This window comes from Salmonella sp. 741265073_HBA (assembly GCF_046569105.1).
Lineage (GTDB): Bacteria > Pseudomonadota > Gammaproteobacteria > Enterobacterales > Enterobacteriaceae > Salmonella > Salmonella enterica.
In genome coordinates this window covers 408,293-432,726 of record NZ_JBKFRY010000003.1, presented here as the reverse complement: position 1 = coordinate 432,726, position 24,434 = coordinate 408,293, and the positions used below count along the sequence as shown (strand labels likewise).

At 52.4% G+C, this 24,434-nt stretch carries 25 protein-coding genes; 16 read left to right on the top strand and 9 right to left on the bottom strand.

Going from position 1 to position 24,434, the window contains the following annotated elements; translation table 11 throughout:
- Positions 1-28: 28 nt before the first annotated feature.
- A complete protein-coding gene (ruvC, locus tag ACLD3P_RS07045; protein ID WP_000022509.1) occupies positions 29-550 on the top strand; it encodes a crossover junction endodeoxyribonuclease RuvC in 522 nt (173 codons plus the stop codon).
- 1 nt (position 551) lies between these two features.
- Here the strand turns inward: ruvC and ACLD3P_RS07040 are convergent, their stop codons facing one another.
- A complete protein-coding gene (locus ACLD3P_RS07040; protein ID WP_131046101.1) occupies positions 552-1,151 on the bottom strand; it encodes a YebB family permuted papain-like enzyme in 600 nt (199 codons plus the stop codon).
- 208 nt (positions 1,152-1,359) lie between these two features.
- Between ACLD3P_RS07040 and ACLD3P_RS07035 the strand changes: the two genes are divergently transcribed.
- The 3 genes from ACLD3P_RS07035 (at position 1,360) to ruvB (ending at position 4,043) form a co-directional block, all read left to right on the top strand.
- Positions 1,360-2,052 (top strand): hypothetical protein, encoded by a 693-nt coding sequence (locus ACLD3P_RS07035; RefSeq protein WP_172957600.1) that lies wholly within the window; start codon positions 1,360-1,362, stop codon positions 2,050-2,052.
- Between the two features lie 360 nt (positions 2,053-2,412).
- The gene (ruvA, locus tag ACLD3P_RS07030; protein WP_000580335.1) at positions 2,413-3,024 is read left to right on the top strand and encodes a Holliday junction branch migration protein RuvA; all 612 of its coding nucleotides are present in this window, start codon (positions 2,413-2,415) and stop codon (positions 3,022-3,024) included.
- Positions 3,025-3,032: 8 nt separating this feature from the next.
- Positions 3,033-4,043: a Holliday junction branch migration DNA helicase RuvB gene (gene ruvB / locus ACLD3P_RS07025; protein ID WP_000568508.1), complete on the top strand. Its 1,011-nt coding sequence runs from the start codon at positions 3,033-3,035 to the stop codon at positions 4,041-4,043.
- Between the two features lie 78 nt (positions 4,044-4,121).
- Here ruvB and znuB read toward each other — a convergent pair whose 3' ends face one another.
- Together znuB and znuC are read right to left on the bottom strand one after the other, a co-directional pair.
- A complete protein-coding gene (znuB, locus tag ACLD3P_RS07020; protein ID WP_000571508.1) occupies positions 4,122-4,907 on the bottom strand; it encodes a zinc ABC transporter permease subunit ZnuB in 786 nt (261 codons plus the stop codon).
- Positions 4,904-5,659, bottom strand: a complete 756-nt coding sequence (znuC, locus tag ACLD3P_RS07015; protein ID WP_000203023.1) for a zinc ABC transporter ATP-binding protein ZnuC — start codon at positions 5,657-5,659, stop codon at positions 4,904-4,906. Before znuC ends, znuB begins: the two co-directional genes overlap by 4 nt.
- Before the next feature lie 78 nt (positions 5,660-5,737).
- Here znuC and znuA point away from each other — a divergent pair, with 78 nt between their 5' ends.
- From znuA to lpxM, 3 genes are all read left to right on the top strand, one after another.
- A complete protein-coding gene (gene znuA, locus ACLD3P_RS07010; RefSeq protein ID WP_000939597.1) occupies positions 5,738-6,682 on the top strand; it encodes a zinc ABC transporter substrate-binding protein ZnuA in 945 nt (314 codons plus the stop codon).
- Positions 6,683-6,697: 15 nt separating this feature from the next.
- Complete coding sequence (mepM, locus tag ACLD3P_RS07005) at positions 6,698-8,017, top strand: murein DD-endopeptidase MepM (protein WP_001184030.1); 1,320 nt, start codon at positions 6,698-6,700, stop codon at positions 8,015-8,017.
- Positions 8,018-8,133: 116 nt separating this feature from the next.
- Positions 8,134-9,105 (top strand): lauroyl-Kdo(2)-lipid IV(A) myristoyltransferase, encoded by a 972-nt coding sequence (lpxM, locus tag ACLD3P_RS07000; RefSeq protein WP_411006456.1) that lies wholly within the window; start codon positions 8,134-8,136, stop codon positions 9,103-9,105.
- 72 nt (positions 9,106-9,177) lie between these two features.
- Here lpxM and pyk read toward each other — a convergent pair whose 3' ends face one another.
- Together pyk and ACLD3P_RS06990 are read right to left on the bottom strand one after the other, a co-directional pair.
- Positions 9,178-10,620 (bottom strand): pyruvate kinase, encoded by a 1,443-nt coding sequence (gene pyk / locus ACLD3P_RS06995; RefSeq protein ID WP_000091156.1) that lies wholly within the window; start codon positions 10,618-10,620, stop codon positions 9,178-9,180.
- 123 nt (positions 10,621-10,743) lie between these two features.
- Positions 10,744-11,613, bottom strand: a complete 870-nt coding sequence (locus ACLD3P_RS06990; protein ID WP_001056719.1) for a MurR/RpiR family transcriptional regulator — start codon at positions 11,611-11,613, stop codon at positions 10,744-10,746.
- Between the two features lie 341 nt (positions 11,614-11,954).
- Here ACLD3P_RS06990 and zwf point away from each other — a divergent pair, with 341 nt between their 5' ends.
- From zwf to kdgA, 3 genes are all read left to right on the top strand, one after another.
- A complete protein-coding gene (gene zwf, locus ACLD3P_RS06985; RefSeq protein WP_000301711.1) occupies positions 11,955-13,430 on the top strand; it encodes a glucose-6-phosphate dehydrogenase in 1,476 nt (491 codons plus the stop codon).
- Between the two features lie 234 nt (positions 13,431-13,664).
- Complete coding sequence (gene edd / locus ACLD3P_RS06980) at positions 13,665-15,476, top strand: phosphogluconate dehydratase (RefSeq protein ID WP_023196805.1); 1,812 nt, start codon at positions 13,665-13,667, stop codon at positions 15,474-15,476.
- Positions 15,477-15,513: 37 nt separating this feature from the next.
- Positions 15,514-16,155: a bifunctional 4-hydroxy-2-oxoglutarate aldolase/2-dehydro-3-deoxy-phosphogluconate aldolase gene (gene kdgA, locus ACLD3P_RS06975; protein ID WP_000800494.1), complete on the top strand. Its 642-nt coding sequence runs from the start codon at positions 15,514-15,516 to the stop codon at positions 16,153-16,155.
- Positions 16,156-16,254: 99 nt separating this feature from the next.
- On the opposite strand, the gene purT is transcribed toward kdgA, so the two are convergent.
- Positions 16,255-17,433 carry a formate-dependent phosphoribosylglycinamide formyltransferase gene (gene purT, locus ACLD3P_RS06970; RefSeq protein WP_131046100.1) on the bottom strand — a complete coding sequence of 393 codons (1,179 nt, stop codon included), beginning with the start codon at positions 17,431-17,433 and terminating at the stop codon, positions 16,255-16,257.
- A 130-nt stretch (positions 17,434-17,563) separates the two neighbouring features.
- On the opposite strand from purT, the gene yebG reads away from it, so the two are divergent.
- The 4 genes from yebG to ptrB all read left to right on the top strand — a co-directional run bounded on the left by yebG (position 17,564) and on the right by ptrB (position 21,292).
- On the top strand, positions 17,564-17,854 hold the full coding sequence (yebG, locus tag ACLD3P_RS06965) for a DNA damage-inducible protein YebG (protein ID WP_131046098.1): 291 nt from the start codon (positions 17,564-17,566) through the stop codon (positions 17,852-17,854).
- A 67-nt stretch (positions 17,855-17,921) separates the two neighbouring features.
- Positions 17,922-18,275 carry a protein YebF gene (gene yebF / locus ACLD3P_RS06960; protein WP_411006457.1) on the top strand — a complete coding sequence of 118 codons (354 nt, stop codon included), beginning with the start codon at positions 17,922-17,924 and terminating at the stop codon, positions 18,273-18,275.
- 93 nt (positions 18,276-18,368) lie between these two features.
- Positions 18,369-19,028, top strand: a complete 660-nt coding sequence (locus tag ACLD3P_RS06955; RefSeq protein WP_000024703.1) for a tellurite resistance TerB family protein — start codon at positions 18,369-18,371, stop codon at positions 19,026-19,028.
- 212 nt (positions 19,029-19,240) lie between these two features.
- Positions 19,241-21,292 carry an oligopeptidase B gene (gene ptrB / locus ACLD3P_RS06950; protein WP_001604737.1) on the top strand — a complete coding sequence of 684 codons (2,052 nt, stop codon included), beginning with the start codon at positions 19,241-19,243 and terminating at the stop codon, positions 21,290-21,292.
- 34 nt (positions 21,293-21,326) lie between these two features.
- On the opposite strand, the gene exoX is transcribed toward ptrB, so the two are convergent.
- The 3 genes from exoX to ACLD3P_RS06935 form a co-directional block, all read right to left on the bottom strand.
- The gene (gene exoX, locus ACLD3P_RS06945; RefSeq protein WP_411006458.1) at positions 21,327-22,025 is read right to left on the bottom strand and encodes an exodeoxyribonuclease X; all 699 of its coding nucleotides are present in this window, start codon (positions 22,023-22,025) and stop codon (positions 21,327-21,329) included.
- A gap of 23 nt (positions 22,026-22,048) precedes the next feature.
- On the bottom strand, positions 22,049-22,705 hold the full coding sequence (locus ACLD3P_RS06940) for a carbon-nitrogen hydrolase family protein (protein ID WP_000100257.1): 657 nt from the start codon (positions 22,703-22,705) through the stop codon (positions 22,049-22,051).
- Positions 22,706-22,812: 107 nt separating this feature from the next.
- Complete coding sequence (locus tag ACLD3P_RS06935; protein WP_000856225.1) at positions 22,813-23,043, bottom strand: DNA polymerase III subunit theta; 231 nt, start codon at positions 23,041-23,043, stop codon at positions 22,813-22,815.
- Positions 23,044-23,180: 137 nt separating this feature from the next.
- On the opposite strand from ACLD3P_RS06935, the gene yobA reads away from it, so the two are divergent.
- Together yobA and copD are read left to right on the top strand one after the other, a co-directional pair.
- Positions 23,181-23,555 carry a CopC domain-containing protein YobA gene (gene yobA, locus ACLD3P_RS06930; protein WP_131046096.1) on the top strand — a complete coding sequence of 125 codons (375 nt, stop codon included), beginning with the start codon at positions 23,181-23,183 and terminating at the stop codon, positions 23,553-23,555.
- Entirely contained in the window at positions 23,556-24,431 is an 876-nt protein-coding gene (gene copD / locus ACLD3P_RS06925) for a copper homeostasis membrane protein CopD (RefSeq protein WP_000979696.1), read from the top strand.
- The last annotated feature ends 3 nt before the right edge of the window (positions 24,432-24,434 follow it).

Below are 24,434 nucleotides of genomic sequence, written 5' to 3'. Positions count from 1 at the left end.
TTAAACGCCGGCGGGCAAGGGGTATAGCGTGTCGATTATTCTCGGTATTGACCCCGGCTCGCGCATTACCGGTTATGGCGTTATCCGCCAGGTAGGTAGACAACTGACCTATCTGGGCAGCGGATGTATTCGTACCAAAGTCGATGATTTGCCGTCTCGTTTGAAGCTCATATACGCAGGCGTGACGGAAATCATCACGCAGTTCCAGCCGGACTATTTTGCTATCGAACAGGTGTTTATGGCGAAGAACGCCGATTCAGCCCTCAAGCTGGGACAGGCGCGCGGCGTCGCGATTGTCGCCGCGGTCAACCAGGAACTGCCTGTGTTTGAATACGCGGCGCGTCAGGTGAAGCAAACCGTCGTCGGTATTGGTAGCGCGGAAAAAAGCCAGGTTCAGCATATGGTGCGCACGTTGCTCAAACTGCCCGCTAACCCGCAGGCCGATGCCGCAGATGCGCTGGCTATCGCCATTACGCATTGCCACGTTAGCCAGAACGCGATGCAAATGAGCGAGAGCCGACTCAATCTGGCGCGGGGAAGGTTGCGCTAAATCATTCTCCCTCAGCCTCGCGTTGAGGGGTTTCAATTCCACAGGCGCTAATTAATTCTAAATTGGAATGTTGCCACAGGCTGGCTGGCGTCACCGTCTTACGATCCCACGGGATTGAACCTAAAAACCAGAACTTCCAGAAGGCGAGTTTCGCATCAGGATTGCTGTGAAGTAATTCTTCGAATGTCTCAATATCGCCTACCGGAATACACAATGCTTCTTTATAGATATCAAACACAAATTTCGAGCAGAACTGGCGCGATGACTCGTATTTAAACCCCGTGTGATAAAACTTATTCAGCCGGGCGGGAACCTGCTCCATGATGGCGAGTTTCTGCTCGACCGTCAGGCCGCCGCACAGGCGACGAACCGCGTAACGTTGTCCGGCTGAACGTTGTATAAACAGTGACAGCGTGGTGACGGTTGAGAGGGGGACGCGACTTTCCGCCACCAGATAGTCATCACCATTATGACCAATAATAATCCCAACATGGTTGCTCCAGCACTGTGAAGCGGTGGATATCTGGCCGAAAAGCGCGGCACCTATACAGGTAAAGACGATATCCCCGGTTTCATATTGGACAGGATAATGTTTTTTCATCTCTGCATTCCATTATTTGAAATAAATTCCTTTTATTTATTCTACAGGGTAGTTAGCATTATACCAGATAAATGACATGCCTTAGTGTCATCGAAATATGTATGGTGAATATTTCATTTATTGGAATTAATGTCGCAAATATATCTGAGGGGAATTAAGGTGGTAAATTTCTCATCATCTGATCTCTCATATTGACAGGGAGTATGACGTGGTTGATGATAGACCAATGAGAATAGGTTGGATGTTTTATTTTTCTTATGTTTTTGTTGCTATTATCTTTCATCTGTTTATTAGTTTTTGTTATTGTTTGAGTATTGATATGGCAGAGGCTAATACCGTTGTTTTTTTATTAAAGCCAGGGACGATTTCATTATTATTTTTACTTCTCCCTGCCAGGCGGTTCAGAACCAGACTGTTGGCAACATTGAGTTCAGTTTTCATTACCTTAGTATTTAACCAGTGGCATTTGGTTGCAGGGAATAAAGAACTGGTTTTGTGCCTGCAGGCAGCGTGCTTTATGGCTTTCCTGGCTATGACATCGGTAAAAAAATCCGGGTGGATGATTAGCGCATCATTATTTTTGGTTTGTGCGGCCGGAACGATTCGCCAGTGCTGGCTGGAACAGCTGTTTAACGCTGCCGATATATATATTGTTGATGATGGGCGGAGCTGTGGCGCCAGCGGCCACTGCTTCCAGTATATTGCAGCAAAAGGCCGTGGGTTAGCAGCAAAACGACAGGCACTTTTTAGTAGCGAAGAGTATGTGAATATTTATTATAATTATTCAGAAGGGATACCTGCCGTGAATTTCGATGGCATGAAAAATGAGTTTGCACAATATTTATTGTGTCATGGTGAATTAAAATCTGTTGTGCGCGAAGATAAAACAACATGCGATTAAATTCAGCGCTAGTAGTTAATATTATTACATCTATTCTCGGGTCTGTTTTTTTGGGGCCCCGATGTTCCGCTGTTGGCATTCGTACTGGATACATTATTAGTGTTATCAGGATACTCATTATTGAAGACGTACCGAACGTGCGCCACGGCATGTTGGCAAAAAGTTGTTCGCGTAGGACGCAAAAAGTTGTCAATGAGTGTACGACTTATTTTGTACGCAGCGGGGAGCGTACCCGTCGTTAGCTATCGCGGGTTGTCGGAGTAGAGAAATATCGGGATACGTGTTTTTCATCTGGATAAACATCCAGTCTTTTTTTATGATAGTGCATTATCTTTTCAGCCCTTTACGCAGGAGCGTCATGTGATAGGCAGACTCAGAGGCATTATTCTCGAAAAACAACCCCCGATCGTGCTGCTGGAGACAGGGGGCGTAGGCTATGAAGTACATATGCCTATGACCTGCTTTTACGAGCTGCCGGAGGCCGGGCAGGAGGCAATCGTCTTCACCCACTTTGTGGTGCGTGAAGATGCGCAGTTGTTGTACGGATTCAACAATAAGCAAGAGCGCACGCTGTTTAAAGAGCTAATTAAAACGAATGGCGTCGGGCCTAAGCTGGCGCTGGCGATTCTCTCCGGCATGTCGGCGCAGCAGTTTGTGAATGCGGTTGAGCGCGAAGAGCTTGGCGCACTGGTGAAGTTGCCGGGTATCGGCAAGAAAACCGCCGAAAGGCTGATTGTCGAAATGAAAGACCGCTTTAAAGGGCTACATGGCGATCTCTTTACGCCAGCGGTCGATCTGGTATTGACGTCGCCGGCCAGCCCAACCTCGGAAGATGCTGAGCAAGAAGCAGTTGCTGCGCTGGTGGCGCTGGGTTATAAACCGCAAGAAGCCAGTCGGATGGTAAGCAAGATCGCCCGTCCGGATGCAAGCAGTGAAACACTGATTCGCGACGCGTTACGCGCCGCGTTATGAGGTAAAGGATGATAGAAGCAGATCGCCTGATTTCAGCAGGCGCCACGATCGCAGAAGACGTCGCCGATCGCGCCATTCGCCCAAAGTTATTGGCGGAATATGTCGGCCAACCGCAGGTGCGCTCCCAGATGGAGATCTTTATTCAGGCGGCAAAACGGCGTGGCGACGCACTAGATCACTTGCTGATTTTCGGCCCGCCAGGGTTAGGTAAGACGACTCTGGCGAATATCGTTGCCAATGAAATGGGCGTCAATCTCCGAACCACGTCCGGCCCGGTGCTGGAAAAAGCAGGCGATCTGGCGGCTATGCTCACCAATCTTGAACCGCATGATGTGCTGTTTATTGATGAGATTCACCGGCTTTCACCGGTGGTGGAAGAGGTACTCTATCCGGCGATGGAAGATTACCAGTTGGATATTATGATTGGCGAAGGGCCTGCTGCACGTTCAATTAAAATCGATCTGCCGCCGTTTACGCTCATTGGCGCGACGACGCGAGCAGGTTCGCTGACCTCGCCGCTACGTGACCGTTTTGGTATTGTGCAGCGCCTGGAGTTCTACCAGGTGCCCGATCTGCAGCACATCGTCGGGCGCAGCGCAAGGCACATGGGGCTTGAGATGAGCGATGACGGCGCGCTGGAAGTGGCGCGTCGGGCGCGCGGTACGCCGCGTATAGCCAACCGCCTGCTCAGACGTGTGCGTGATTTCGCCGAGGTGAAGCATGACGGGGCTATTTCAGCGGAAATTGCCGCGCAGGCGCTGGATATGCTGAACGTCGATGCGGAAGGGTTTGACTATATGGATCGCAAGCTGCTGCTGGCGGTTATTGATAAATTCTTCGGTGGTCCGGTGGGACTGGATAACCTGGCGGCGGCGATTGGCGAAGAGCGTGAAACCATTGAGGATGTGCTGGAGCCGTATCTGATTCAGCAAGGCTTTTTGCAGCGCACGCCGCGTGGGCGTATGGCAACGGTGCGCGCCTGGAACCATTTCGGGATCACGCCGCCAGAGATGCCTTAGCGCCTGAAGTCGCTGCGCTCATCAGACCTGGGCGATTTTGTAGGCCCGGTAAGCGCAGCGCCACCGGGCAACACACGCTTAGCTTGCCTGCTTTTTCATCATACTGAAGATAAACAGCAGCGCGGCACACAGCACTACGGATGGCCCTGCCGGGGTATCATAAAAGGCTGAGAAGGTCAGTCCACCTGTAACCGCTATCATACCTACACCAACGGCGACGCCCGCCATCTGCTCTGGCGTACGGGCAAAGCGACGCGCGGTTGCGGCGGGGATAATCAGTAGCGACGTAATGATCAGCGCTCCGACAAACTTCATCGCTACGCCGATAGTTAACGCCGTTACCAGCATCAATAGCAGCTTCACGCGCTGTAACTTCACGCCATCGACAAAGGCAAGATCCGGACTGATAGTCATTGACAGCAAGTTGCGCCACTGCCAGAAGAGAATGGCCAGCACAATAACGACCCCAATAGCGATCGAGATAAGATCTTCCGGCGTGACGGCCAGCAAATCGCCAAACAGATAAGCCATTAAATCAACGCGAACGTTGGACATCAGGCTGACCACGACCAGTCCTAAAGATAAGGCGCTGTGCGCCATAATGCCCAGTAAGGTATCAATCGCGAGGTGAGGGCGTTTCTCCAGCCATACCAGACCGGCGGCCAGCAGCAGCGTAACGGCGATTACCGCATAAAAGGGGTTAACGTCCAGCAACAGGCCAAAAGCCACGCCCAGAAGCGACGCGTGAGCCAGCGTATCGCCAAAATAGGACATCCGACGCCAGACCACAAATGAGCCCAAAGGACCAGCGGCGCACGCCAGCATCATCCCGGCCAGCCAGCCGGGCAGTAATAATTCAATCATGAGTGACCATTTCCCCGGCGCAGTACAATACGACCCTGTAAATCGTGGCGATGATTATGATGATGGCGATAAATCCCTAATTGCTCCGCGCCTCGCGGGCCAAACATAGAGATAAATTCCGGATGCATAGACACCACTTCCGGCGCGCCGGAACAGCAAATATGATGGTTCAGGCATAACACTTCATCCGTCTTTGCCATGACCAGATGTAGGTCATGCGACACCATCAGCACGGCGCAATCGAGTTCACGGCGCAGCTGATCGATAAGGTCGTATAACGCGACCTGGCCGTTGACATCCACGCCTTGCGTCGGCTCATCAAGTACCAGCAACTGCGGCCTGTTAAGCAGAGCACGCGCCAGCAGTACGCGCTGTGTCTCACCGCCGGAGAGTTTTTGCATGGGCGCGTCAATCAAATGTCCGGCCTGAACGCGTTTAAGCGCCGGGAGAATATCCGTTTTTTGCGTGCCGGGACGTAAGCGTAAAAATCGGTTTACCGTCAGCGGAAGCGTGGTATCGAGATAGAGCTTTTGCGGGACATAGCCGATACGGAGTTGCCCGTTGCGCTTGATCACCCCTTCATCAGGGGCTACCAGTCCTAAAACCACGCGTACAAGCGTTGACTTCCCCGCGCCGTTAGGACCGAGGAGCGTTAAAATTTTTCCGGGGCTCAATTCAAGCGACACGTCAGAGAGGACGCGGCGTTGACCAAATGAGACCGAGACGTTTTCCAGTGAAACTAAACTTGTCATGTTAATTTTAGGCTTGCAGAAGTGATAGAATGTTATAATATCACATTTCACACATTCATTACGATGATTAGTCGCATTATGTTACAGAAAAATACGCTTCTTTTCGCAGCATTATCCGCCGCGCTTTGGGGGAGTGCAACCCAGGCTGCCGACGCCGCCGTTGTCGCTTCGCTTAAACCGCTTGGGTTTATCGCTTCCGCCATTGCTGATGGCGTTACGGATACGCAAGTATTACTTCCGGATGGGGCTTCCGAGCATGATTATTCATTGCGTCCATCAGACGTAAAACGCTTACAGGGCGCGGACTTAGTCGTCTGGGTTGGCCCGGAAATGGAAGCCTTTATGGAGAAGTCGGTCAGGAATATTCCTGATAATAAGCAGGTTACCATTGCGCAACTTGCCGATGTGAAACCGTTACTCATGAAGGGCGCGGATGATGATGAGGATGAACATGCGCATACGGGTGCCGATGAGGAAAAAGGTGACGTACATCACCATCACGGCGAATATAACATGCATCTTTGGCTCTCCCCAGAGATAGCGCGGGCTACAGCGGTTGCAATCCATGAAAAATTAGTGGAACTTATGCCGCAAAGTCGAGCCAAACTCGACGCCAACCTGAAGGATTTTGAGGCACAATTAGCCGCAACCGATAAACAGGTCGGTAACGAGCTCGCGCCGCTCAAGGGGAAAGGGTATTTCGTTTTTCATGACGCCTACGGTTACTACGAAAAACACTACGGACTCACCCCGCTCGGTCACTTTACCGTGAACCCTGAGATACAACCTGGCGCGCAGCGTTTACATGAAATAAGAACACAGTTGGTTGAGCAAAAAGCAACCTGCGTTTTTGCTGAGCCACAATTCAGGCCAGCGGTCGTGGAAGCCGTGGCGAGAGGGACATCCGTTCGAATGGGAACACTGGACCCCCTCGGGACGAACATTAAACTGGGTAAAACAAGCTATTCAGCGTTTTTAAGCCAATTAGCCAACCAGTATGCGAGCTGCCTGAAAGGAGATTAACGAGGAAGTGAATACGTGCAACAGATAGCCCGCTCTGTCGCCCTGGCATTTAATAATCTGCCCCGACCCCACCGCGTTATGCTGGGGTCACTTACCGTTCTGACACTGGCCGTCGCCGTATGGCGGCCCTATGTTTACCACCCAGAATCCGCGCCAATCGTTAAAACTATTGAACTGGAGAAAAGCGAGACTCGTTCCCTCTTACCGGAGGCCAGCGAACCCATTGATCAGGCCGCGCAGGAAGATGAAGCTATTCCTCAGGATGAGCTGGACGATAAAACCGCAGGCGAAGTCGGCGTCCATGAATACGTCGTCTCCACAGGCGATACGTTAAGCAGCATTCTGAATCAGTACGGCATCGATATGAGCGATATTAGCCGACTTGCCGCTTCTGATAAGGAGCTGCGCAATCTGAAAATTGGCCAACAGCTTTCCTGGACACTGACCGCCGATGGCGATTTACAGCGTCTGACATGGGAAGTCTCCCGCCGTGAAACGCGTACCTACGATCGCACTGCCAACGGTTTTAAAATGAGCAGTGAAATGCAGCAGGGGGACTGGGTCAACAGTCTGCTGAAAGGTACGGTAGGGGGTAGCTTTGTCGCCAGCGCGAAAGAGGCCGGTTTAACCAGCAGCGAAATCAGCGCAGTGATAAAAGCCATGCAGTGGCAGATGGATTTTCGCAAGCTGAAAAAGGGCGATGAATTTTCGGTTCTGATGTCGCGCGAGATGCTGGATGGCAAGCGTGAACAGAGTCAGTTGTTGGGCGTGCGGATGCGTTCCGATGGTAAAGATTACTACGCCATTCGCGCCGCTGACGGTAAATTCTATGACCGTAACGGTGTTGGCCTGGCGAAAGGCTTTTTACGCTTCCCGACCGCCAAACAGTTCCGCATCTCCTCCAACTTCAATCCGCGCCGTCTGAACCCGGTTACCGGACGCGTTGCGCCGCATCGTGGCGTTGACTTTGCGATGCCGCAGGGTACGCCAGTGCTGTCGGTGGGGGATGGCGAGGTCGTGGTCGCTAAACGTAGCGGCGCTGCCGGTTACTACATTGCGATTCGTCATGGACGCACCTACACCACACGTTACATGCACTTGCGTAAGCTGCTGGTAAAACCGGGGCAAAAAGTGAAACGTGGCGATCGCATTGCGCTTTCTGGTAACACCGGGCGTTCCACAGGGCCGCATCTGCATTATGAGGTATGGATAAACCAGCAAGCCGTTAACCCTCTGACAGCAAAATTGCCGCGCACGGAAGGTCTGACGGGGTCAGATCGTCGTGAATACCTGGCACAGGTGAAAGAGGTTCTGCCACAACTGCGCTTCGATTAACAAATGCGCTGACAGAGCCGGTACGCGATGTGTGCCGGCTTTTTTGTTTTGTGTGAGACGCAGACGTCGCTACACTATTCACAATTCCTTTTCGCGTCAGCAGACCCTGGAAAAGCATGGAAACCAAAAAAAATAATAGTGAGTATATCCCTGAGTTCGAAAAATCCTTTCGCTATCCGCAGTATTGGGGCGCCTGGTTGGGCGCGGCGGCAATGGTGGGGATCGCATTAACACCGGCATCATTCCGCGACCCTTTGCTGGCGACGCTGGGGCGTTTTGCCGGACGGCTGGGGAAGAGTTCTCGTCGACGGGCGCTAATTAATCTGTCGTTGTGCTTTCCGCAGCGTAGCGAAGCTGAGCGCGAAGCGATTGTCGATGAGATGTTCGCCACCGCGCCACAGGCAATGGCGATGATGGCTGAGTTGGCGATGCGCGGTCCGAAAAAAATTCAACAGCGTGTTGACTGGGAAGGTCTGGAAATCATTGAGGAGATGCGTCGTAACGACGAAAAAGTCATTTTTCTCGTTCCGCATGGCTGGGGCGTCGACATTCCGGCCATGCTGATGGCCTCTCAGGGGCAAAAAATGGCGGCGATGTTTCATAATCAGGGTAATCCGGTTTTTGATTATATCTGGAACACCGTGCGTCGGCGTTTCGGCGGACGTTTGCATGCGCGTAATGACGGGATTAAACCCTTTATTCAGTCTGTTCGTCAGGGCTACTGGGGCTACTACCTGCCGGACCAGGATCACGGCCCGGAGCATAGTGAATTCGTTGATTTCTTTGCGACATACAAAGCGACGCTGCCTGCGATTGGTCGGCTGATGAAAGTGTGCCGCGCACGCGTGATACCGCTTTTCCCGGTGTATAATGGTAAAACGCATCGCCTGACTATCCAGATTCGCCCGCCGATGGACGATCTGCTCACGGCTGACGACCACACTATCGCCAGACGGATGAACGAAGAGGTCGAAATTTTTGTCGGCCCGCATCCGGAACAGTACACCTGGATCCTGAAGCTGCTCAAAACCCGCAAGCCAGGCGAGATTCAGCCGTATAAGCGTAAAGATCTTTATCCCATCAAATAAATAAAGCCTCTCGTAAGAGAGGCTTTATGCTGACAAACCCTGTACTACCTGATGAACAGGTGTGGGGGAGTTTTACTCAACGGTCAAAATACGCGTGGTATTGGTTGAGCCGACGGTGCTCATGACATCGCCCTGAGTCACGATAACCAGGTCACCGGAAACCAGATACCCTTTATCGCGCAGCAGATTAACAGCTTCATGCGCCGCGACAACGCCATCAGCCGCGCTATCAAAATGCACCGGCGTTACTCCGCGGTAGAGCGCGGTCAGGTTCAGCGTGCGTTCATGGCGCGACATGGCGAAAATCGGCAGGCCGGAGCTGATACGGGAAGTCATTAGCGCGGTACGACCGGATTCCGTCATGGTGATGATCGCGGTAACGCCTTTCAGATGGTTTGCCGCATACATCGCAGACATGGCAATGGCTTCTTCAACGTTGTCAAACTGCACGTCGAGACGGTGTTTAGACACATTGATGCTGGGGATTTTTTCTGCGCCCAGGCAGACGCGCGCCATTGCGGCAACGGTTTCAGAAGGATACTGACCGGCTGCGGTTTCGGCAGACAGCATAACCGCATCCGTGCCATCCAGGACGGCGTTCGCCACGTCCATCACTTCCGCACGGGTCGGCATCGGGTTGGTGATCATCGACTCCATCATCTGCGTTGCGGTGATGACTGCGCGGTTTAGCTGACGCGCACGGCGAATCAGCGCCTTCTGGATACCAACCAGCTCCGGATCGCCGATTTCAACGCCCAGGTCGCCACGTGCGACCATCACAACGTCAGAGGCCAGAATGATATCGTCCATGGCGTTTTGATCGCATACCGCTTCGGCGCGTTCGACCTTAGCCACAATTTTCGCGTCGCAGCCGGCGTCGCGCGCCAGGCGGCGTGCATAGTTCAGATCTTCGCCGCAGCGCGGGAAGGAGACAGCCAGATAGTCAACGCCTATCAGCGCAGCGGTTTGAATATCGGCTTTGTCTTTTTCGGTCAGCGCTTCAGCAGAAAGCCCGCCGCCGAGCTTGTTAATGCCTTTATTGTTAGACAGCGGACCGCCGACGGTGACCTCGGTAAAGACTTTCATGCCCTGGACTTCAAGCACTTTCAACTGCACTCGACCATCGTCAAGCAGCAGGATATCGCCAGGAACGACATCTGCCGGCAACCCTTTGTAATCAATGCCGACTTTTTCTTTGTCGCCTTCACCTTTACCCAGGTTAGCGTCTAACAGAAATTTGTCCCCGATATTGAGGAACACTTTGCCTTCTTTAAAAGTGGAAACGCGAATTTTTGGCCCTTGCAGGTCGCCTAAAATAGCCACATGACGCCCCAGTTTGGCGGCAATCTCACGGACTTTATCAGCACGCATTTTATGATCTTCCGGCGAGCCGTGAGAGAAGTTCATACGTACTACGTTTGCGCCCGCGGCGATAACCTTCTCAAGGTTGTTATCGCGGTCAGTTGCCGGGCCTAACGTGGTAACGATTTTGGTTCTGCGAAGCCTTCTGGACATGTAATACTCCGTTGACTAAAACAACTTGGTGTTGCGTGAACATTGATCCGGTCGTTCTGAAACCTTAACGGTATAAAATGAACGTCCCCGGATGACGAAAAGGGTAGAACATTGTTATTGCTTTTAGCGGTCATCACTCCTGATGAGTAATTCTTTATCAAAACGCGATTCCTTGAGCGCTTCCTTGACACGCTTCAAGTTATCTCTGAATTTTGCCCCGCGACGCAAAGTAAATCCCGTTGCCAGCACATCTATCACGGTCAGCTGAGCAAGTCGAGAGACCATGGGCATATAAATGTCTGTATCTTCCGGTACGTCGAGGGTAATGGCCAGCGTGGCTTCGCGCGCCAGCGGCGTTCCAGCGGAGGTCAGGGCGATCACCATCGCATCGTTTTCCCGCGCCAACTGCGCCAGTTCCACCAGGCTCTTGGTTCTGCCAGTATGCGAAATGAGCACCACGACGTCATCATCGTTACAATTCATACAGCTCATCCGTTGCAGCACGATATCGTCGGAGTAAATCACCGGCACATTGAAGCGAAAAAACTTATTCATGGCGTCATGCGCGACCGCGGCGGAGGAACCAAGACCAAAAAAGGCGATTTTTTTTGCCTGGGTCAGTAAATCGACGGCGCGGTTGACGGCCGATTTATCCAGCGACTGACGAACATGGTCGAGACTGGCCATGGCGGACTCGAAGATTTTTCCTGTATAGGCCTCAACGCTGTCATCTTCATCCACATTGCGATTAACATAGGGGGTGCCATTTGCCAGACTTTGCGCCAGATGCAGTTTAAAATCAGGAAAGCCGCGGGTATTCATGCTGCGACAGAAACGGTTCACCGTTGGCTCGCTAACGTTAGCTTCCTGGGCCAGCATGGCAATGCTTAAGTGAATCGATCTGCCTGGGGCGGCCAGAATAACATCGGCGACTTTTCGTTCAGATTTGCTTAAATGTTCCAGTTGAGACTGGACTTTTTCCAGCATATTCATGATTAGCAAGGCTCATGGGTATTAGCGATTTCAATGATGCGCGAAACCGAGCGCGTTTTGTTAGATATTACTCCTGGCGGCTGTCAAAGGGGGCAAAATGGCTAAAAAAGGTGTCGTTTTTTTTCATTACATGACCGACGTCGGATTTTAAGTTCCAGCTTGTGTGGAAAAGCGACAATTTTATTAGGCGTTTTGCCGATTATATTGCCAATCAAACGCCGGTTCACCTATGAAAAGGCGTTTACGGTTTCCGTAATCTCGTAAAAGCAGTACAGTGCTGTGTAATAAAATTACAACGATATCCTGGCTAAAGTACCAGGAGATTAACTGAGGAGAATGACATGGCGGTAACGCAAACAGCCCAGGCATGTGACCTGGTCATTTTCGGCGCGAAAGGCGACCTGGCGCGCCGGAAACTGCTGCCTTCCCTGTATCAGCTTGAGAAAGCCGGCCAGATCCATCCGGATACCCGGATCATTGGGGTGGGGCGCGCGGACTGGGATAAAGAAGCTTATACCCACGTCGTGCGTGAGGCGCTGGAAACCTTCATGAAGGAAAAAATTGATGAAGGCTTGTGGGATACGCTGAGCGGCCGTCTGGATTTTTGTAATCTTGACGTTAACGATACGCCTGCGTTCAGTCGCCTGGGCGATATGCTGGATCAAAAAAACCGTACCACCATTAACTATTTTGCGATGCCGCCCAGCACGTTTGGCGCTATTTGCAAAGGGTTAGGGGAGGCTAAACTCAACGCCAAACCGGCGCGTGTCGTGATGGAGAAACCGTTGGGTACTTCGCTGGCGACCTCGCGTGAGATTAACGATCGGGTCGGCGAATACTTTGAAGAGTGCCAGGTATATCGTATCGACCACTATCTGGGCAAAGAAACGGTTCTCAACCTGCTGGCGCTGCGTTTTGCCAACTCGTTATTCGTTAATAACTGGGATAACCGCACTATCGATCACGTTGAGATTACCGTAGCGGAAGAGGTGGGGATTGAAGGGCGCTGGGGATACTTTGACCAGGCCGGTCAGATGCGCGATATGATCCAGAACCACTTGCTGCAAATTCTCTGCATGATTGCCATGTCACCGCCGTCTGACCTGAGCGCCGACAGTATTCGCGATGAAAAAGTCAAAGTGTTGAAATCGCTGCGCCGGATTGATCGCTCCAACGTGCGTGAAAAAACGGTTCGTGGTCAATACACCGCGGGCTTTGCGCAGGGGCAAAAGGTGCCGGGCTATCTGGAAGAAGAGGGCGCGAATAAAAGCAGCAACACCGAAACTTTCGTCGCGATCCGCGTCGACATCGATAACTGGCGTTGGGCGGGCGTGCCATTCTATCTGCGCACCGGCAAGCGTCTGCCAACCAAGTGCTCTGAAGTCGTGGTTTATTTCAAGACGCCTGAACTGAACCTCTTTAAAGAGTCCTGGCAAGACCTGCCGCAGAACAAATTGACGATTCGCCTGCAGCCGGATGAAGGCGTAGATATTCAGGTGCTTAACAAAGTACCGGGGCTGGATCATAAGCATAATCTGCAGATCACGAAGCTTGATCTGAGCTACTCCGAGACCTTTAATCAGACGCACCTGGCGGATGCATATGAGCGCCTGCTGCTGGAAACGATGCGTGGCATTCAGGCGCTGTTTGTCCGCCGTGACGAAGTGGAAGAAGCCTGGAAGTGGGTGGACTCCATTACCGAAGCATGGGCGATGGACAACGACGCGCCGAAGCCGTATCAGGCGGGCACCTGGGGACCGGTAGCGTCCGTGGCGATGATTACCCGTGACGGTCGTTCGTGGAATGAGTTTGAGTAAATTTACCACTCACTCTTAGGTGGTATTTTACCGGTAACATGATCTAACACAGATTGTAGAATCATTTTTGCACTTTTAAGCCTCGTGTGGATTCACCTGCGAGGCTTTTTTTATTACACTGCCTGAAACGATTTTGCCCCATTATCACCGGACATCATGTATTTCACTGTCTTTCCACATTGATGAAACGCATGGTAAACCCGGTAGCCGGACAGATAAATTTCAGGAGCCTCTATGAATCCTAATTTGTTACGCGTAACACAGCGCATTGTCGAACGCTCGCAGCAGACCCGAAAAGCCTATCTTGCCCGCATTGAGCAGGCGAAAACCGCCACGGTCCACCGATCTCAACTGGCCTGCGGCAACCTGGCGCATGGCTTCGCCGCCTGTCAGCCAGAGGACAAAGCCTCGCTGAAAAGTATGTTGCGCAATAATATCGCCATCATCACCTCCTACAATGACATGCTCTCTGCGCATCAACCGTATGAACATTATCCGGAAATTATTCGTCAGGCCCTGCATTCCGTGAATGCGGTAGGTCAGGTCGCAGGCGGCGTACCGGCAATGTGCGATGGCGTTACGCAAGGGCAGGATGGCATGGAGTTGTCATTACTCAGCCGCGAAGTGATAGCGATGTCGGCAGCAGTAGGCCTCTCTCACAATATGTTTGACGGCACGTTATTCCTCGGCGTATGCGACAAAATCGTTCCGGGGCTGGCGATGGCCGCGCTCTCTTTTGGTCATTTACCCGCGATTTTTGTTCCGTCAGGCCCGATGGCGAGCGGCCTGCCGAATAAAGAAAAAGTCCGTATTCGTCAGCTATATGCGGAAGGAAAAGTAGACAGAATGGCGCTGCTGGAGTCAGAAGCCGCCTCTTACCATGCGCCGGGCACCTGTACATTTTACGGCACCGCCAACACCAACCAGATGGTGGTGGAGTTTATGGGAATGCAGTTGCCGGGTTCCTCGTTTGTGCATCCGGATGCGCCGCTGCGCGAGGCATTGACTGCCGCTGCCGCACGTCAGGTAACACGTCTTACCGGCAACGGCAATACGTGGATGCCGCTCGGTAAAATGATCGACGAAAAAGTCGTGGTGAACGGCATTGTCGCGCTGCTGGCTACCGGCGGTTCCACCAACCACACCATGCATCTGGTTGCAATGGCGCGCGCGGCGGGCATTCTGATCAACTGGGATGACTTCTCGGATTTGTCGGAAGTGGTTCCGTTGATGGCGCGTCTGTACCCGAACGGTCCGGCGGACATTAACCACTTCCAGGCGGCGGGCGGCGTACCGGTATTGATGCGTGAGCTGCTCAATGCCGGATTGTTGCACGAAGACGTTAACACTGTCGCAGGCTTCGGCCTGAAACGCTATACGCTGGAGCCCTGGCTCAACAACGGCGAGCTGGACTGGCGTGAAGGCGCGGAAAGGTCACTGGATAACGATGTCATTGCCTCTTTTGATAAGCCGTTCTCTCCTCACGGCGGTACTAAGGTGCTAAGCGGTAATCTGGGGCGCGCAGTAATGAAGACGTCTGCGGTACCGGTTGAAAACCAGATCATTGAAGCGCCTGCCATGGTATTTGAAAGTCAGCATGATGTGCTGCCTGCGTTTGACGCGGGCCTGCTTGACCGGGATTGTGTCGTTGTCGTGCGTCATCAGGGACCAAAAGCGAATGGAATGCCAGAATTACATAAACTCATGCCGCCACTTGGTGTATTATTGGACCGCCGTTTCAAAATCGCGTTAGTTACTGATGGACGACTTTCAGGCGCTTCGGGTAAAGTGCCTTCAGCTATCCACGTAACGCCGGAAGCCTACGATGGCGGCTTACTGGCAAAAGTGCGCGATGGCGACATCATTCGCGTGAATGGGCAGACAGGTGAGTTAACTCTGCTGGTCGACGAGGCGGAACTTGCCGCTCGTCAGCCTCATATTCCGGACCTGAGCGCGTCGCGCGTCGGAACGGGGCGTGAGTTGTTTGGCGCGCTGCGCGAAAAGCTGTCGGGTGCGGAGCAGGGCGCAACCTGTATCACTTTTTAAGATGACACACTAGTAATCAGGCGAGAGAAGAATTCCGATGAAAAACTGGAAAACAAGTGCAGAAGCAATCCTGACCACCGGCCCGGTTGTCCCGGTCATTGTAGTCAATAAACTGGAGCACGCGGTGCCGATGGCTAAAGCGCTGGTGGCCGGGGGCGTTCGCGTTCTGGAAGTGACTTTACGTACGGCCTGCGCGATGGATGCTATTCGCGCTATCGCTAAAGACGTGCCGGAAGCGATTGTCGGCGCCGGAACCGTTCTCAATCCGCAGCAGTTGGCGGAGGTGACGGAAGCGGGCGCGCAGTTTGCGATTAGCCCGGGACTGACTGAGCCACTGCTGAAAGCCGCGACGGCAGGCACTATCCCATTGATTCCCGGTATTAGCACCGTTTCTGAGCTGATGTTGGGCATGGACTATGGTCTGAAAGAGTTCAAATTCTTCCCGGCGGAAGCGAATGGCGGCACTAAAGCGTTGCAGGCGATTGCCGGTCCGTTCTCTCAGGTGCGTTTCTGCCCAACTGGCGGCATCTCTCCGGCAAACTATCGTGACTATCTGGCGCTGAAAAGCGTATTGTGCATCGGCGGTTCCTGGCTGGTGCCGGCCGACGCGCTGGAAGCGGGTGATTACGATCGCATCACCAAACTGGCGCGCGAAGCGGTAGAAGGCGCGAAGCAGTAAGCCGTTAAATGCCCGATGGCGCTTGCTTATCGGGCTTACGAGTGGCGATCTGGCAGGCCTGATAAAAATGCGCTAACGTCGCCATCAGGCGATGACGCATTAGCCTTTTACCGTCACGCGGCTGGCGGCCTTTTTCGCTCTTATCACCGCTTCTTCAACGTTTTCACCTGTCGCTAACGCTACACCAAGACGACGGGTGCCGTCGATCTCAGGCTTACCAAACAGCCGTACCTGTACTCCGGCTCCTACCGCCGCGTGTACATTATCAAACGTCACATTTCGACTGGTAAGCTGCGGCAGAATCACGGCCGAGGCAGCAGGACCATACTGGCGAATAGCGCCTACGGGCATTCCCAGAAAGGTGCGCACATGCAGCGCAAACTCAGAGAGATCCTGAGAAATCAACGTGACCATTCCGGTATCGTGCGGGCGAGGGGAGACTTCGCTGAAAATGACTTCATCGCCACAGACGAAGAGTTCAACGCCGAACAGACCATGACCGCCTAACGCCAGTACCACATGACGGGCAATCTCTTGCGCCCGCTTCAGCGCCAGTTCACTCATCTGCTGTGGCTGCCAGGATTCGCGATAGTCGCCATCTTGCTGACGATGACCGACCGGCGCGCAGAAATGCACGCCATCGACGGCGCTAACGGTGAGCAGCGTAATTTCAAAATCAAATTTAACCACGCCTTCCACAATCACGCGACCCGCGCCAGCGCGTCCGCCCTGTTGAGCATACTCCCATGCCTGCGCGAGCTGTTCGGCCGAGCGGATAAAGCTCTGGCCTTTGCCGGAAGAGCTCATGACCGGTTTGACGATGCAAGGAAAACCCACTGCGGCTACCGCATCATGAAAACTGGCCTCACTGTCGGCAAAGCGATACGTCGATGTCGGCAGACCTAATTCTTCTGCGGCCAGGCGACGGATCCCTTCGCGGTTCATCGTGAGCTGCGTTGCACGAGCGCAAGGCACGACATTCAGTCCTTCGCCCTCCAGTTCACGCAGCGTATCGGTGGCGATCGCTTCTATTTCCGGCACGATATAATGCGGTTTTTCCACTGTAATCACATGACGTAGCGCCTCGCCGTCCAGCATATTAATGACGTGTGAACGGTGAGCCACATGCATGGCGGGAGCATCAGGATAGCGATCGACGGCGATAACCTCGATCCCCAGGCGTTGGCATTCAATCGCCACCTCTTTTCCCAATTCTCCTGCCCCTAATAACATCACCCGCGTTGCTGCCGGACGCAGCGCAGTGCCTAATAGCGTCATATTTCTGTCCCCTTATTTACCTGCGCGCAGTATATACGAAAACGTTTGCGTATGTCTTTTCGAATAGATTGCTTTTCTTGCTGCCTTGTAATATACTGTATATAAATACAGGTAAATAAGGGGCTGCAAAATGGCGGTTGAAGTTAAATACGTAGTCATTCGCGAGGGTGAGGAGAAGATGTCATTTACCAGTAAAAAGGAAGCCGACGCCTGGGATAAAATGCTCGATACTGCCGATCTTCTTGATACCTGGCTTGGGCAGTCGCCAGTCGTGCTGGAAGATGGGCAGCGCGAAGCGTTGTCGCTGTGGCTGGCGGAACATAAAGAGGTGTTAAGCACTATCCTCAAAACCGGTAAGTTGCCTTCTCCGCAGGCGGTTGAAAAGGACGCCGTGAGTAAAACGAAAAAGCAAGCCGCCTGAACCCACACTTGCGCTCCCGGCGTTTTGTACCATGCTTTTCCTGAATCATTGTGCTAAGGAGAAAAGTATGAATAAAAGAGGAGCGTTGTTGAGCCTGCTGTTGTTATCCGCCAGCGTATCGGCATTTGCGGCATCCACCGAGAGTAAATCGGTTAAGTTTCCGCAGTGCGAAGGGCTGGATGCCGCCGGGATTGCGGCAAGCGTGAAGCGCGACTACCAGCAAAATCGTATCGTGCGGTGGGCAGACGACCAAAAAAAGGTCGGGCAGGCTGACCCGGTCGCGTGGGTTAATGTGCAGGACGTTGTAGGTCAAAATGATAAATGGACAGTTCCGCTAACTGTTCGCGGTAAAAGCGCCGATATTCATTATCAGGTCATCGTTGATTGCAAAGTCGGCAAGGCGGAATATAAGCCCCGCTAGCAGCGTAATTTGCGCTTCTTTTGCCGGAACAGACAATTCCTGACATCCCCTCAGGTACGCTTGACCATTATTGGTCTGTATTTGAGGGGTACTATGGCTAACTGGTTGAACCAATTACAATCACTTCTTGGGCAAAAAGGCGCTTCCGCATCGCCTTCCGGTGAACATGGGTTAAATAAACTGCTGGTTCCCGGCGCGCTGGGCGGTCTGGCTGGACTGTTGGTCGCCAATAAGTCTTCGCGCAAATTATTAACCAAATACGGTACTGGCGCTTTGCTGGTGGGCGGCGGCGCGGTGGCGGGTTCCGTATTGTGGAATAAGTACAAAGATAAAGTACGCGCTGCGCATCAGGGGGAGCCGCAATTCGGCAGCCAAAGTACGCCGCTGGATGTTCGCACTGAGCGACTGATCCTGGCGCTGGTTTTTGCTGCAAAAAGCGATGGGCATATTGATGCCAAAGAACGCGCGGCGATTGAGCACCAACTGCGAGAATCAGGTGTAGAAGAGCAAGGGCGTGTGTTTATCGAGAAAGCTATTGAGCAGCCGCTTGATCCACAACGTCTGGCACAGGGCGTTCGCAATGAAGAAGAAGCCCTGGAAATCTACTTCCTGAGCTGCGCCGCCATTGATATTGACCACTTTATGGAACGTAGCTATCTGAATGCGTTAGGAGACGCGCTAAAAATTCCTCAGGAGGTTCGGGACGGTATCGAGCAGGACTTGCAGCAGCAAAAACAGGCGCTACCAGGCTGATAACCTGCCATTAAGTAACATGTTTCGCTTGCATCATGCGTGTCTTTTGCCACCCTTATAGGATGGATAGTTTACGTCATTCATGTTGCAGGATAGCGGCGAAGCAGTGACATCTCAGGCGCTTACCGAGGTGAGCGACCGGGACTACCATGCTACGCCGCTGTGTTTGCCGCGTGATATATAACAAATATTAACGCAAAAGAAAAAACGACATGTTGCCAAAAGCCAATCGAATTCCCTATGCCATGACCGTACATGGCGATACGCGCATTGATAATTATTACTGGCTGCGAGATGACACTCGCTCGCAGCCGGAAGTCCTTGATTACCTGCATCAGGAAAATGAGTATGGCCGGAAGGTCATGTCCTCTCAGCAGGCGTTACAGGACCGCATTCTAAAAGAAATTATCGATCGCATCCCGCCCAGAGAAGTTTCCGCTCCGTATGTGAAAAACGGCTATCGCTACCGTTATATCTATGAACCCGGCTGCGAATATGCCATCTATCAACGACAATCGGCGTTAAGCGAAGAGTGGGATGTGTGGGAAACCTTGCTCGATGCGAACCAGCGGGCCGCGCACAGCGAATTTTATACGCTCGGCGGACTTGCCATTACGCCGGATAATACCATCATGGCGCTGGCGGAAGATTATTTATCCCGTCGTCAGTATGGGTTGCGTTTTCGTAACCTCGAAAGCGGTAACTGGTATCCGGAACTGCTGGATAACGTTGCGCCTGAATTTGTCTGGGCCAATGATTCCCTGACTCTTTACTATGTGCGTAAGCATAAGAAGACGCTGCTGCCCTATCAGGTTTGGCGGCACACGATTGGCACTCCGTCATCGCAAGATGAACTGGTATATGAGGAGAAAGACGATACCTTTTATGTCAGCCTGCATAAAACCACTTCGCAGCATTATGTGGTGATTCATCTTGCCAGCGCCACCACTAGCGAAGTGCTATTACTTGACGCGGAACTGGCCGATGCCGAGCCGTTTTCATTTTTACCGCGCCGCAAAGACCATGAATATAGTCTCGATCACTATCAACATAAGTTTTACCTGCGTTCTAACCGGAACGGTAAAAACTTTGGGTTGTACCGTACCCGCGTGCGCAATGAAAACGCCTGGGAAGAGCTGATCCCTCCGCGCGAGCATATTATGCTGGAAGGGTTTACCCTGTTTACCGACTGGTTAGTGGTCGAAGAGCGTCAACGGGGGCTAACCAGCCTGCGGCAAATTAACCGTAAAACCCGTGAGGTGATAGGCATTGCCTTTGACGATCCGGCTTACGTGACGTGGCTTGCCTATAATCCCGAACCTGAGACCTCCCGGCTGCGTTACGGCTATTCTTCAATGACGACGCCAGATACCTTGTTTGAACTGGATATGGATACCGGAGAACGACGGGTACTTAAACAGACGGAAGTGCCTGGGTTTGATTCTGGCTGTTATCAGAGCGAACACCTGTGGATCACCGCACGCGACGGCGTCGAAGTGCCGGTATCGCTGGTTTATCATCAGAAGTATTTTCGTAAAGGGCAAAATCCGCTTCTGGTTTACGGCTACGGATCTTACGGTTCCAGTATTGACGCCGACTTCAGCAGCAGCCGACTGAGCTTGCTGGATCGTGGCTTTGTTTACGCAATCGTACACGTTCGCGGCGGCGGTGAGCTGGGGCAGCAGTGGTATGAAGATGGTAAATTCCTCAAAAAGCGGAATACTTTTAATGACTATCTTGATGCCTGCGATGCCTTATTAAAACTGGGTTACGGTTCACCGTCGCTGTGTTATGGGATGGGCGGGAGCGCGGGCGGAATGCTAATGGGCGTCGCTATCAACGAACGCCCCGAGCTTTTCCACGGCGTTATTGCCCAGGTACCCTTTGTTGATGTATTAACCACGATGCTGGATGAGTCGATCCCACTAACGACAGGAGAGTTTGAAGAGTGGGGGAACCCGCAGGATAGTGAGTATTATGACTATATGAAAAGCTATAGTCCTTATGACAATGTCAAAGCGCAGGACTATCCGCACCTGCTGGTGACGACAGGATTGCACGATTCCCAGGTGCAATACTGGGAACCGGCGAAGTGGGTGGCAAAATTACGCGAGCTAAAAACGGACCAACGTCTGCTGCTGTTATGTACGGATATGGACTCCGGGCACGGTGGTAAGTCGGGGCGGTTTAAATCCTACGAAGGCGTCGCGCTGGAGTTCGCCTTTTTAATTGGCCTGGCGCAGGGAACCTTACATAGCGCATAGACGCGCGCCCGCAATGGCTTGTCAGCGTTGCGGGTTATTGTGGTGTTCCATTGCTGCGTTGCTCGCCAGCCTGAACATCTTCCAGGTAGTGTTTAAGCGTCAGGCGAAGTTCCGGGCTCATATTATCAAGGTTATTAAAAAGCCAGCGTAAATAGCCCGGATCGCGTTTTGCGACTTCAGATACCGCCTTACCGCGGTATTTACCGAACGGGAAAGTGGTTAACAGCGCAGGACGGCCCGTGATATTGACCATTTCTTCCGCGGTCCAGCCGGTGGTTTGCATAATATCAATAAGCAAGGCGGCGGTGATATAGCAATCATAAAGCGCCCGGTGATGGTGCAGCCCCGGCGGCGTTTGTACGCTTAGTTTGCGCGATTTATAGAGCGCCATATTGCTGTATTTTATTCCCGGCCACAGGCGTCGCGACAACTTCATGGTACAGATCCACTCACCCGGCAATTCAGGTAATACGCGTCTGTCGAAACTGGCATTGTGAGCGACATACCACTCACTACCGTAATAAAGCGGTATGACATCTTGAATCCACGGCTTATCGGCAACCATGGCTTCGGTAATACGGTGTATCGCCATCGCCTGCGGCGTAATAGGGCGATCGGGGCGTATCAGGTGACTCATGGGATTGACAATGTTGCCATCAATGACATCAACAGAGGCTATCTCTACGATCCCGCCCTGCAGCCCGCAGGTTTCCGTGTCTATAATCCGCAACATGATTCATTCCTCACCGAAAGACCTTAGCGTAATGGAATGATATCGCCTTGCCAACCCTCCGTTGTGCGCAGACCCGTCAGTAATAGCGAACCGCAATCGGCACGAACAATAAGTTGCCCGCTTTCATCCCACAGCGCGCTACTGCCACAGGCATTGGCCATCAGTACGGCCAGCGCATATTTATGCGAAAAACGTTGTAAGCGTGAGGTAGAAGCATGGAGTTCAGGCTCGTTAAGACATTGACTGGTTGTGAATAACGTAAATGAGGGATCTATATCACCACCTTCTGGCTGCTCATCCACCACGTTGATAGCGCTTCGCTGCCTGGCAATACAGGCGCCATGACTTTTGTGAAACATGAGCGGCGACGTTAGCCATGGGGCAAAAATAGCGATGCCTTTTACGAAGCGGCAGTTATGCTCAACAGGCATACCCACAATGATAGTCATATGGTGGGTATCGGCCGCATGAGTGAGCGGCTGTAAAAGCGCCTCGTCAGGCGGGGCGGGCAACGATTTATTTCTTTCGTCGCAGCCTAATAGCGACAGCGACGGAAAGACCAGCAGTTCGCACTGTTGACGAGCCGCAAGCTCAATATATTCCAGATGATGGGCGACATGCTCCGCCGGCGAGGCGTTCAGGGGCGCATACTGCGCAGCAGCAATTTTCCAGGAGGACATAATGACTTCCTTTTCATAGTCTCTACAGCCATTCTAAAAAGCATAGGTTAAGAATCGCCTTATAATGTAGTCGTCTGCATGTAAGGAAGTGTAACGTTATATAATTTTTATTTAACTTTGGGTTCGTAAGGGAGTCGGGATAGTGATACGGAAGCCAGACGATGGGCAATCAGCCGCTCGCGAAACCAGGCGCGTAGATGCTCTGGCTGCTCACGTTCGACCACCTCCGCGACAACTGGCATATTGTAGCGCTCTTTAAATGCCACCCCGGCTGCCGCCAGGTCCACATTGACTTTATCCATTTCCGCTTGTTCAAGCTGAGCCAGATTCGTTTTCATACGCGTCTCCTTTTTTGTTGCCGCCAGAAGGTACTAAGAGTCCGCGGTAATGGCAAGATGGAAATGATGATCCTCGACTCATTGATTGTTGAAGGTTATTCTTTGTAACGTAGGTATAACAAAAAGGAATAGTGAATATGGCTTCTTCTGCACCATCGCGACGTTTAGCTTTACTGCTGCTGGCATCGACATTTGCGCCGCCAGCGGCCTGGGCACATGCGCACCTGACGCATCAGTATCCAGCGGCGAATGCTGCCGTTACGGCCTCGCCACAGGCGCTGACCCTGAACTTTTCTGAAGGGATTGAGCCAGGGTTCAGCGGCGCAACCATTACTGGCCCTCAGCAAGAGCTCATCAAAACGCGCCCGGCAAAGCGAAATGAACAGGATAAAACGCAGTTGATTATCCCGCCTGAGCAGCCGTTAAAATCTGGCGCTTACACGGTAGACTGGCACGTTGTGTCGGTGGATGGACATAAAACAAAAGGGAAATACACCTTCAGCGTGAAATAAATGATGCTGACATTCGTCTGGATAACTCTCCGATTTATTCATTTTGCTAGTTTGATGCTGGTCTACGGCTGCGCGCTTTACGGCGCCTGGCTGGCACCCGCATCAATTCGTCGTTTAATGACGCGTCGATTTTTACATCTGCAACGACATGCCGCCGCCTGGAGCGTTATTAGCGCGGCTTTTATGCTGGCGATTCAGGGCGGACTGATGGGCGGCGGCTGGCCCGATGTTTTTTCCGTCTCGGTGTGGGGCGCGGTACTGCAAACCCGCTTTGGCGCGGTCTGGATATGGCAAATTATCCTCGCGCTGGTCACGCTGGTGGTGGTAGTCATTGCGCCGGTAAAAATGCAACGACGGCTTCTTATTCTAACCGTTGCTCAGTTTATCCTGCTGGCAGGCGTTGGACATGCGACGATGCGCGACGGTGTAGCGGGAACATTACAGCAGATTAACCATGCTCTGCATTTGCTCTGTGCCGCAGCCTGGTTTGGCGGGCTGTTACCAGTGGTTTATTGTATGCGCATGGCTCAGGGACGCTGGCGTCAACATGCTATTAGCGCCATGATGCGTTTTTCTCGTTATGGTCACTTTTTTGTGGCGGGCGTATTGCTCACAGGCATTGGCAACACGCTATTTATCACGGGATTTACCGCTATCTGGCAGACCACCTATGGACAGTTGCTTTTGTTAAAATGTGCGCTGGTGGTGCTTATGGTAGCAATTGCGCTGACGAATCGGTATGTTCTCGTACCACGTATGCGACAGGAAAATCCCCGGACTGACCTATGGTTTGTCAGGATGACGCAAATTGAATGGGGAGTTGGAGGCATAGTTCTGGCGATCGTCAGCCTGTTTGCAACCCTCGAACCTTTCTGATGG